This is a genomic window from Paraburkholderia sp., assembly GCF_035948235.1.
Lineage (GTDB): Bacteria > Pseudomonadota > Gammaproteobacteria > Burkholderiales > Burkholderiaceae > Paraburkholderia.
Map to the genome: position 1 here is coordinate 1 of NZ_DASZJJ010000284.1, position 11,058 is coordinate 11,058.

Genomic DNA, 11,058 nt, shown 5'->3' on the forward strand with positions numbered 1-11,058 from the left:
CCGGTTTGCCGTTGCGCCTTCAAAGTTGCTCGCTCTTCACGAGCACGAGATCGCCGATTTTGCGCAGCGGCACCACGCGCGTCTCGCGGCGCTCGTTCGGCGTGTTCTCGTTGAACACGAGCGTGAGCGTGGCGGTGATGACCTCGCGGTCGTGCGCATGCGCGTCGAAGTTATAGCCGGTCGAATCGAAATTGCCCCAGTAATTCAGGAAGAATAGCCAGGTTCCATGCTCGGGCGCCGCCGACGAAAAAATACCCGGTCCCGCGCCGTCCACGGAATCGACATCGAAGCCGCTACCGTCTGCGAGGATCGGATTGTCGTAGTACGCGTGGAGCCCGTCCGGCGTAATGACGTGCAGATCGACCTGCGCATGCGGATCATCCCACGTCACGATCGCGCGCAGTTTGGCCTGCGGTTTGGTACGGTCCGCTTCATAGAACTGCATGCGCTGATGCTTCGTGCCGTCGGGCGAGATGATCTCGACGCTGTTCGATCCCGCGCCGAACGCCCAGGGTCGCGCGAACCAGCCCTGCTCGTCGGTGTAGAGCGGCGTGGCGTTGCCGTTGATGACCAGCGTGGGCGGACGGCGCGCATGCGCATCGACATGCTTCAACTGCCCTTCGATCAGCGTGCGAAAGCGTTGCGAACCGCGATCGACAGGCGGGCGCGGATAGGCCGCAACGTATTGCTCGCCTTCGTTCGTGAGGCCGCTATGACGCCAGCCGTTGAACGCGCCGGTCATGCGTGCAAGCACACCGCCTTCCGCGTCCGAAGCGGCGTCACCGGCTGCCAGGGCGATGCCGCTGGCGAACGTCATCGCGCAAATGCAGGCCAGCGCGGCGGCAAAAACAGAGGCTTGCGCGAACGGTTTCATCGTCATTCAACTTCCTGTGAGAATCAGCTTGCGCGCGGTCTGCTCGATGAACGTCTCGTCCTGGCCGCGCGGATGATGCGCGAAGGCCAGATGCAGATATTCGTGCGTGAGCGCGATGCGGTCGTCATCGGAGCGCAGCCGGCGGATATAGACGCGGTTGCGCCCGGCATCCGCGTAAGGACGGCCTGAGGTGACTTCGCACACTGCCGGTAGTTCGGGCTCCTCATAACCTGGCTCACTGGCGAGACGCCGCGCCCATACCGGCGCCTGACGCCCCAGCCAGTCGCGCGCGCCCACCACCGGCTCGCAATCGCCCGCGAGCGGACTCGCGAAAGACGTGAGCGTGGCCTGCGGCCAGGTGCGCGCAAGAATTGCGTCGAAGGCAAGACCGCGTTGCGCCGCAGCCTTCGCGTCGAGCCAGCTCATTTGTCCGGGCGCGGCCTTGTCGTGATGGAACTGCACGGGCACGCCCGCGAGCACCAGGCCGTCGGTGAAATCGGCGGCATTGCGCGAGGCCGCGCGCGGCGGTCGCGGCAATACGCGCTGCGTGCGGCTGCTGTCGTCGATTTCGTAGCAGCCGCGTTCACGCCCCGCGTTCTGCACGAGATAGCTGCGCGCCGCCACGGCCAGCGCACGCGCCGCCTGCGGTTGCGTCGTGTCGCCCTCACGCTCGACCACGCGCGCGATGTAGTCGTTCATGCCAAAGCGCCCGACGATATGCAGCTTGCCGTCGTCGTCGCGATCGAGGCGCATGTCGCCATGGCTTTCGATCGGCAGCGAATTGCCGTTTTCGAACGCTACGCTGAACGTGCCGTCGAGCAGACCCGTTTGCGCCGGACGACCACCCGCGCGCGCATCGAACACGTTTCGTATCGGATATCGGGTAAAGAATTCGACGCTCACGCAGGCACGGTCGTCGGCGACGGTGCTTTGCGCGACGAGCGGCGCGATGCGCGGCGCCGCAGCCGCCAGCACGCGCACGCTGCCGCCACGACCGCCCAGCCACACAGGCGTGCCATCGGCGAGCCAGCCCGCCGCGCCGCCTTCGTAGCCGCTCGCATTCGACGGATCGGGCATGGTCCAGGTTTTCGCGCGCAGCAGGCTGCCATAGAGCGACACCGTGCCTTCACCACGCCCGCTCGTGACGACCGAGACCAGTGTGTTACCCGTGTCGTCGCGCGCGCGCGACGGAATCGCCTGCAAGGCCGCGAGCAGTTCCTCGACACGCACGCGCTTTTCGGGCTTCAGTGCATAGAGATCCTGCAACCACGCGGGCGCCTTGCGCGCGCGCCAGTATTGCCGCCAGCCCGCCGGATCGAGTTGCAGCCGATGCGGCTCGAAAAAGAGCCCGCACGACTGCACCAGCGCGCGGTCGCGGTCGATGTGGCCACCCGTCATGCAGCAATAGACCTCTTCGCGGTCGCCGCCATCGCATTGATAGTCGGGCGCGGGAAGTTGCCGGTCGACGAGATACGCGTAGACGAACAGCTTCCACACGCTACCCAGTTGCGTGTCCAGCGTCGCGGGCAACTCAGCGCCGGGCCCTGGCGAGGCGAGCGCGACCGGGTCGTTCGCGTCGAACGTCCACAGGCGCGCGCTGCCGTCACGCAGCCAGGCGAAGCGCAACGCCGATGTCGCGGCCTGCGCGCTGGCAGCGCCGCCTGCGAGGACGATCGCAAGCAGCAACACCATGGCCTGTCCGACGATGCGCGTCCTCACCTCATTCCTCACTCGATGCGCAGCGTGACCATGCGGTCGCTGCGGCCGCCTTCATACGCCTTTTCCTCCGGCTGATACATGCGGAAGTAGCGGGCCGGCGGCATCGTGAAGGTCCCAGGCACCGCGAAACGCACGAGCTGGCGCAGCGCCACGGGACGATCGAGCAAAGGCACGGGCTGGTGATAGCTCAGATCGCCCATTTCGTAGCTGGCCGCGCGCGCAAACGGCTGCGGCCCGTTGCCACCCTCGCCCGCACCCGGCAGGCCGTCGATGCTTACGCCCCAACTGGTCGCTTCGACCGAGCCGCCCGGCGGCAACGGCACGTCCAGCAGACCGTAATGCAGCGCCGATTTGTCCTGCGGCGTGAGCGTGACTTCGTCGACATAGAGCGCGTTGCTGTCGATGGCATCGCCTGCCTTGACGCGATGCGCCTCGAACGTGAAATGGCCTTCGGCTTTATCGGCGTCGGTCTTCGGCGCGATTGGATCGAGTCGATAGAACGTGCGCTGGATCGTCACCGGCAAGCGGCTCGCCTGCGCCGCGCGGCTGCGATACGACACCAGCGCGGCAACATCCGGACGCGTCGCGCCCACATCAAGCGATACCGGCAGCGCCGCGCCCGTCCACTTGTAGAGGCTCGCGCCCGTGGGCGTCGTGGTGCGCACCCAGCCGCTACCCTGCAAAGCGGGCAGCGGTTGCGCCGCGTCGCCGTTGCGCGAACCCGCCATCGCCTTGCGCAGCCACAGCAGCGTGAGCGCGCGATCGACAGTGGGATACGAGGCGCTGCTCTGCACGAGCACCGCGTTCGCATCGACGGGCGTGCCCGCGTCGCCGGCCATGGCCAGCAGGCTCTGGATCAGCGGCGTCGGGTTCGTCATCAGCGCGGCGCGCGCGCGGGCGGCAAGCGCGTCGAAGCCATCGGGCAGGCTCGCGTTGGTGGCGCGCGCCGTGTAAGCGGTCAGCACCACCGCCGCCTCCAGGCCGCGCGGCGAATCGGGCGCGGCGAACACGAGGCTGTCCTCGACGCCATAGGCGGGCAACGCCTTGTCCTGATCGAACATCGCCGATGCCTGTTGCGCGAGCTGCCCCGCCACGCCCGACACCGGCGTTGCGACTGGCTGGCCCATCTGCTGAAGCAGCCAGAGCGCGAGCGCGCGATGCAGCAGCGGCTCTTTCGCGCCTTCGTCGCGATAGATATCGAGCGCGTGTTGCCAGTTGCTGTCCGGCAGCGTGATGCCGAGGCTGCGGCTCGCGAGCCAGTCCGCGTAATAGGCGTAAGCCGTGATGAAGGCGCTGCCGCCCGTGGTATCGCCCCACCAGCCAAACGCACCGTTGATCCCGGCGAGCAGCGAGAGACGCTGACGCTGGTTGCGCAAACGCGCTTCGATACCCTGCGTGATGCTCTGTGGGCCCGCGTTGTCACCATCGCGGCCCAGCACATCGTGGGCGAGCGCGAGCGGAATCAGGCGGCTCGACGTCTGTTCGGCGCAACCGTACGGATACTCGATGAGATCGTCGGCCACGCGCGCAAACTGGCTCGTGCCATTGGCGACGAGACGCACGCGCACGTCCTGCGCATCGGGCGCAAGCGCCAGCGGCTTGGGATTCGTGTCGAGCGTGACGGGTACCTCGCGCAGATCGAGCCAGCCCGGCGCGCCCAGACTCACCGTGGTCTGCAGACGATCCATATCCTTGCCGTTCACGCGCAGGCTCGAATCGACCACACCCGGCGTGAGCGCCACGCGCGGCAGCGCCAGATAGTTCGCGCCCGGCTTGAGCGTGACCTTGCGATCGACCGCAAGGCCCGCGCCGTTCACGCTCCATTGCGCATCGACATCGGCATTGCCCTGATTGAACGCGATCATGTCGATCACGGGCTGATCGCCGCTACGGAAGCTCGCCGGGCCGCTCCACTTCAGATAGAGCGGTTTGTCCGAGCGCACATACGCGGTGCGCTGACCAACCGTGCCGTCCGACGAAATCGCGCGCACGGTGACGCGCCAGCGCGCGAGCGCGTCGGGCATGCGGAAAGTCATGCGCGCATGGCCGCTCGCGTCGGTTTGCAGATCGGCCTGCCATGCCGCCGTGTCGATGTCGTCGCGACGCGGACGCTCCAGCACCTTCACGCCGCGCTCGTTGTACTGGCCGCGCTGCGGGCCGCCTGGCGCGCCGCGCATCGCCGAGAGCGCGAGGTCGTAAGTGATGAACGACAGGCTCGACGTCGTGCGCACGTTGTTGCGGCGCGGGTGATAGAAGAAGTCGGAGATGTTCGGCGCGATCTCGGGCTGCAGCACGTAGACCATTTCGTCGACCACGCTCACGGTCAGATGCGCGGGCAAAGGCTTGCCAGCGAGCGCACTGCCCAGATCGAGCGTGACGGTTTCGCCCGGCGCGTAGACGGGCTTGTCGCTCTTCACGCTCAGCTCGATCGACGGCTTCGCGACCACGATGCCCGCGTTCTGGAACACGTATTCGCCATCGTGCACATAGAGCACGGAGAACGTCATGTTCGGCGCGAATTCCGGGCCGACCTTGATGCGCGCCTTCCATTGCGTCGGCGCGACGCGCGTGAGGCTCAGCCAGTCTGCGCCCTTCGAGAGCAGCGCGCGGGCTTCGACACTATCGCGCTCGAGCGTGAGCAGCGCGTCGTCCACCGCATAAGGGAACGTGATGAGCGCCTCGGCCGTATCGCCGATCTGATAGTGGTCGCGATCGAACACGATCTCGACGCTGCCCGGAATCGCCTTGAGGCCGTCGCCCGCAACCCAGTGGCTGGCAGCCGCGAGCAGATTGCCCGCGTCGTCCTTCACTGAGAGCATGTACGAACCCGGCTCGTCAAATTGCATTGGGAAGCTCACGCGGCCATCCGCGCCAGCGGCGGGCAGCGTGCCTTCGGTTTTGGTCTGCGATTCGAGGCGCGTCAGTTCCCACTTCGCGGGCTTGTGCGTCGAGGCAGCGTTGTTCGCATTGGCGAGCGCCGCGAGCGTAAACGTCACGCGCTCGTGCGGCTGCGAGAACGATTTGGCCGTGTACAGCCGATACGGCGTCGCGCCGCGTGCGATCAGCACTTCGCGCGTCACGCGCACGCGATACGCCGCGCCGTCCTGCGCGAACAGCGTGAGCGCGTAGCGGCTCGGCTCCTTCGCGGCGGGCAGCGTGAGCGTGGCGTTGCCGTCGCTATCGGTTTGCAGTTCCTGCTGTTCGAGCTTCACCGGGAACAGGCCCGAGTAATTCAGCTCGCCATCGACGATCGCCACTTTCTGCGCGCGCAGCGTCACCGACACCTTGCCGTTCTTGACCGGCTTGCCGTCCGGATAGCGCAGCGCGATTTTGCCCTTGGGCGTGTCGCCGGTCGCGTAATCGGACTTGTCCATCGTGAGATTGACGTCGAAGTGCGGCTTCACGTACTCGGCCACGCGGAAGGCGCCGCCGTAGCTGTCGCCGTTGTAGTCGAAGCGCAGCGTGTAGCCGCCGCCCTGCGCGGTGGAGGGCAGCGTGAAGGTGGTTTCGCCGCCCGTTTCCGATGCGAAATCCACGCTGCGCGTTGCGATGGGCGCGCCATTCGGGTCGAGCACGTCGAGCTTGAGCTGCGCGGCGGCCGGCGCCGTCGACTGATTCGCGCTCTGGAAAGTCCGGCCGATGAACTTCACATGCACCGTATCGCCCGGACGATAAAGCGGCCGGTCGGTGACCGAATAGATCTTGGTGTTGTAGATCTCGCTGTCGTAGTAGAAGTTTTCCGATACGAAAACGCCGCCCTGCGGATCGTTGCCGATCACGTAACTACGCTCGGGCGAAACGTGTTCGAGCACGAGCGCGCCGTCCGCGCCAGTCGAGCCGCTTTGCAGCACGCCGACGCCGTCGGTCCAGCTCACTTCGGTATTGGGCACGGGCTTGCCGTCGTCGCGACGCGCGGTCCACACAAGCAGGCCTCTCGACGCCGCCTTTACCACGGCGACCGTATCGGAAACGAAAAGCAGCGTATGCGCGCGGTAGTTTCCGATCATCGCCTCGACGAGATAGAGGCCCGGCGGCAGCTTGCCCACCGGAATCATCACGTTGCCCGACGAAGCCGCGATGAATTCGCTGCTGCTGCCTTCGAGATTCACGCCCTTGGGCGGCTGGATCGTCTTCGCATTCCAGATCGGATAGCGGAAACGCGTCACGAGGTCATAGCCGCGCAGCGGCGCGAAGCGCGACTCGGGCTCGAAATGCGTGGGCGCGCTCACCTGATCACCGAGCTTGAATTCGGGTTTCGCCTCCGTGACCTTGCTGCGCGTCGCAAACGACAGCACGCGTTGCCACGCGCGGCGCGCGTCGCTGAGCCAGCGATCCCAGAGGTAGGCGAGCGTGTTCGCGAGCCCTTCGCCCTGATAGTTCGGCTTGATGTTCAGACGGTGCAGGTTCTTCTGCGCCTTCAGGAAGGCGAGCGGATTGGGCACCTTGTAGACGACGATATCCGCGCCACCATAGCCTTCAAGTTCCGACTGGAATTCGCGACCTGGCGCTTCCAGACGCACCTGCGCGACCTGATTGCTGCCGTAGCTCGCATCGGAAAGCAGGAAGAATGGCTGGCCCTGCACGACCTGGCCGTCATAGCCGCTCGGGTTAGGCGCGCCTAGCGTGGGATTGGCGTCGATGTTCTGCTGTGCGGGGTCGTCGTCGGCCCAGGCGGGCGTAAGCGCCGCGCCGAGCAGGAGCGCACACGCGGCGCTGAAAGTTGCGAATCGTGCGCGACTTTTCCGATTGGAAACTCGCGGAAAAAACATCACGAAAGAAAGCACGGCGACGAGCAGACGTTGCATGGCGGCACTCATGGCACTCAAGGCGTCAGAAACGCGAAACGAAACACACCGACGAAGTTCGGATTGCCGTCGAACGGCTGCCAGCGGGAATCTTTCCATTGCATCAGGTCGGAAACGGCGACGGCGCGCAGACCACTATCGGTCGGCGTGACGGTGCCCGTGTGATAAGCGATGTAGCGATCGAGCCAGATCATCAGATGCTGGTCGTCGCCTTGATCGAAGAACAACAGGTCGCCAGGCAGCGCCTGGTTGACATCGCGCGAGACAAAGCGGCTGTTGCGCTGGATCAGCGCGATGGCCGAGGCATAGGCGCCCACGCTGCCGTCGATGCGGGTCCAGCGGTTCGCGAGCGAGCGCTGTTGCTCGCTCAATTGCAGTTCGGGCGGCAGGCGGCTTGCGTCGGCGGCGCTGTTCATGCCGTTGGCCTTGAGCCAGCGCGCGTCGTGCTCGCGCAGCGCTTCCTGCGCGGCGAAACGCACGAGGCCCGCGCAGTCGCGCTGAGTCCAGCGCGGCGTGGGACCGCGCCGCATCTGCTGATCGACGATACGCACGAACCACGCGCGGAAGATCGCCGATTGCTCGGGCGTGAGCGCATCGGGATCGGGCGCGGCCTGGGTCGGCATGAGCGCGCTCGCGGGACGCGCGAGCGCGAGGCCAAGCGCGGCCGCGCTGCTTAGGAGAAACCGGCGGCGCATGGTCAGTCGCCGCTCGTGCCCGGCTGGGCGGGCTGATCGTCCGGGTTGGCTTGCGCTGCGTTTGAAGTGTCATCCGCGTCTTTCGGGCCCGCGCCGAGTGGACGCCCAGCCGCCGAATCGCCGCGCGGCGACGCGCTCGCGCGCGCTTCGAAATGCCATTGCACCGGCACCCAGCCCAACGACGAGGGCAGCGAATCCGGCAGGCTCAACGCAAACGGCGCATAGCTGGCGACGGCATGCAGCTTCGGCAGCAGATGCGTGCGTGCGGCGTTGCGGAACACGGCCTCCTGATCGGCCGGCAGCGCGCGCCCCGCCTCGCGCTCGATCAGCGCCGCCGACGTGCCCGGCGTGATCGACATCACCGTGGTCGAAAGGCGCTGCGGCGCGAGCGTATCGGCGATGGCCGGATAGCGCTTGTCGAGCACGGCGAGCGTGTCGTCCACAAGACGCGCATCGGGCGAGAACACCACGTAACCGTGCGCGAGCGCGAGCGTGACCGGGAAGAAACGCGGCGCGGACAGTTGCGCCGCGTACGACGAACCGGCGCTTTGCGCGGTGCCCGAGCGCGCGCTCACCGGGCGCGTCCAGAGCGTGACGCCGGCGGACGGCTCGCTCGTCTTCACCGGCAGGCGGCGATAGCCGGCTTCGTTGCCCGCCTTCGCTTCGTATGCGCCGATGGCGTCGCCGAACGCGCCAGCAAGCGCACTTTTGATCGCGGCGAGTTGTGCTGGATCCTGCGCGGCCTGCGGTTTGAGACGGGCGACAAAGACCGGCGCGACCAGCGTGGACTTCGCGTACCAGCACACGCCCGCGGGACCCGCGAAGCTTTCGCGCACGATCTTCGCTGCGGCCTGTTCGCCGTCACCGAGCTTGCCGAACAGATCGGCGGCGTCGTTCCAGTCCACCGGCAAGCTTGCGCAGGCGGCGGCGTTGGCGGGCAACGCGCGCCAGAGGTCAGCGCTGTCCCAATGCTGCGGCAAGTGAGCCGGATCGATCAGGGCCGCCGTGCTCCACGCGCCGCTGGCGTCGGCCTGGTCACTGCTCTTACCGGACGCGGCGAAGTCGAAGCGCAGCGCGTTCACGCCCGAGAAAAAAGCCTGATAGCCAAACGACAGATAGTTGACCGAGACGATCACGCGGTGGCCGCTGACTTCAGCGGGCGCGTCGTCAAGGCGGTAGGTATGCATGGCGTCCGCGCCGCCATCGTCGAGCATCTTGCCGAGCGCGCTCGCGCGATCGCCGATGGTCTTGCCATCCGCGTCGAGCAGGATGCCGGGCTCCGACATCACCACCAGGCGCTCGCCCTTCGCCGCGAACAGCAGCGTGTGACCGACTGCGAGCTTGAGCGCGTACACGGGCACGCCACCCGAAAGCGTGGTGGCCTGGCTCAGTTGCGTGTCGCCCGCGGCGACATTGCCAACGGCCTGCATCAGCTTCGCGAGGCCGTTGCGATGCATCGTCATGACCCAATAGCCGAGCCGGCCATCGGGCGAGCGCCAAAGCAGCACGCGCGAGGGTTCGTCGAAAACGCGTTTGATCAGTTCGTCGCGCCAGTCGAGATCGTGCTCGAAGGCGAGACGGCGCACCGCGCCTTCGGCCGACAGGCGAGCGGCATTGGATTCGTAGTAGTCGACGAAATCGCGCGTAAGCAAGGCATGCAGCAACGGCACGCGAATCATGTCGCTGGGCAAGCGCGAAAGCGCGGCGCTGTCGATGATCGCGTCGGGATATCGAATATCAAATGCCGCTTCGTGAGAACGAAATGCCCCTTTGCCGCCGAATGGTCGCCAAATCGCCTGAATGGCGACCAGCGCAACGATTAAAACCGCAACGGTTATCGCGGCCTTTTTGCGCGTTAACTTCATGGGATCGAATGCCCTGAAATGATATTGGTCTTCTCTTGCAATTTCTTGCACGCAAACGCCCTGCCTTGCTGAGGGCGCGCAGCCGTTACTCACCGTGCAATGTATTAAATCCCCGCGATCGGCTAATTACGGCAGGCTCGAATACTACCCTAAAAGGTGTTTTAGCAACATGACGGCTGGGCATTTTTTATTAATCACTTATATGCGTAATGCTTATCCAACTTTATCGAATCCATGAATTACCGAATGAGTTTGAGAGCGCGCAATTAATACGTAAAAAATACGCATCATTTTTTTGTCTGACGGATTCGTTGTGACGGACAGTCCGATGTTGTCGCTCAAGTTGTCATATCAGGGTCATTACCTGGCCAACGTGGCTTGACAATAAACATCTTGTCTAACAACAATTCTTGTCCAAAAACCGCCCTGCGAGCGGCGCAGAACAACAAATCCATCAGCGAGACAAACAGGAGGCGTCATAGATGACAACGCAGAAGAACGGCACGCGCTTCAATCCGAACCGGCCAGCCGGCACGCCCGCCTCGCCGGGTCGCCGCAGTTTCATGGCATTCGCGGGCGCCACGGCAGGCGCGACTTTGCTGGGCAGCTTGCCCGGTTGCGGGGGCAACCCGACGGATACGCCTGCAAGCACGACGGGCGGCGGCGCGGCACCTGTAGATGTCGATCCGATCTGGGGTTCCACGGGCGCCGCACAACAGATCATCAACGCGCTGCAAGGCATCACACCTTCGATGTTCCCCTCGGCGGACTTCCAGGTCACGGCCTACGGCGCGACGCCGCTTACTTCGCAAGTCGTTGCTGCGACTGCATGGAGTCCGGCGATTCCGTGGCTCGGCCAGAGCGCCTCACCCACCAGCCCGGGCGCGGACCAGATGGTTTCGTCGTCGCTTACGGGCACGACGTTCGATTCGCGCGCGGCATTCAACAATGCGATCATCGCCGCCAATGCGGCGGGCGGTGGCCGCGTGGTGGTCCCCGCGGGCAACTGGTACTGCGGTGGTCCGATCGTACTGCTTAGCAATGTCAATTTGCATCTGAGTGCGAACTGCACGATCTACTTCAGCCCGAACCCTGCTGAC

General features: G+C 65.4%; 5 protein-coding genes and 1 pseudogene. 1 reads left to right on the forward strand and 5 read right to left on the reverse strand.

Annotated features, from left to right (window positions below):
• Positions 1-19: 19 nt before the first annotated feature.
• The 5 genes from VG320_RS24815 to VG320_RS24835 all read right to left on the reverse strand — a co-directional run bounded on the left by VG320_RS24815 (position 20) and on the right by VG320_RS24835 (position 9,958).
• Positions 20-817, reverse strand: coding sequence for a YfaP family protein (locus VG320_RS24815; protein WP_327202715.1), 798 nt, complete (start codon positions 815-817; stop codon positions 20-22).
• 63 nt (positions 818-880) lie between these two features.
• Positions 881-2,566 carry a DUF2300 domain-containing protein gene (locus VG320_RS24820; RefSeq protein ID WP_327202716.1) on the reverse strand — a complete coding sequence of 562 codons (1,686 nt, stop codon included), beginning with the start codon at positions 2,564-2,566 and terminating at the stop codon, positions 881-883.
• 35 nt (positions 2,567-2,601) lie between these two features.
• A complete protein-coding gene (locus VG320_RS24825) occupies positions 2,602-7,362 on the reverse strand; it encodes an alpha-2-macroglobulin family protein (RefSeq protein WP_414696112.1) in 4,761 nt (1,586 codons plus the stop codon).
• A 53-nt stretch (positions 7,363-7,415) separates the two neighbouring features.
• Positions 7,416-8,093 (reverse strand): DUF1175 domain-containing protein, encoded by a 678-nt coding sequence (locus tag VG320_RS24830; RefSeq protein ID WP_327202713.1) that lies wholly within the window; start codon positions 8,091-8,093, stop codon positions 7,416-7,418.
• 2 nt (positions 8,094-8,095) lie between these two features.
• The gene (locus tag VG320_RS24835) at positions 8,096-9,958 is read right to left on the reverse strand and encodes a DUF2138 family protein (protein WP_327202714.1); all 1,863 of its coding nucleotides are present in this window, start codon (positions 9,956-9,958) and stop codon (positions 8,096-8,098) included.
• 482 nt (positions 9,959-10,440) lie between these two features.
• Here VG320_RS24835 and VG320_RS24840 point away from each other — a divergent pair.
• A pseudogene (locus VG320_RS24840) lies at positions 10,441-11,058 on the forward strand (endopolygalacturonase); the annotation flags it as partial.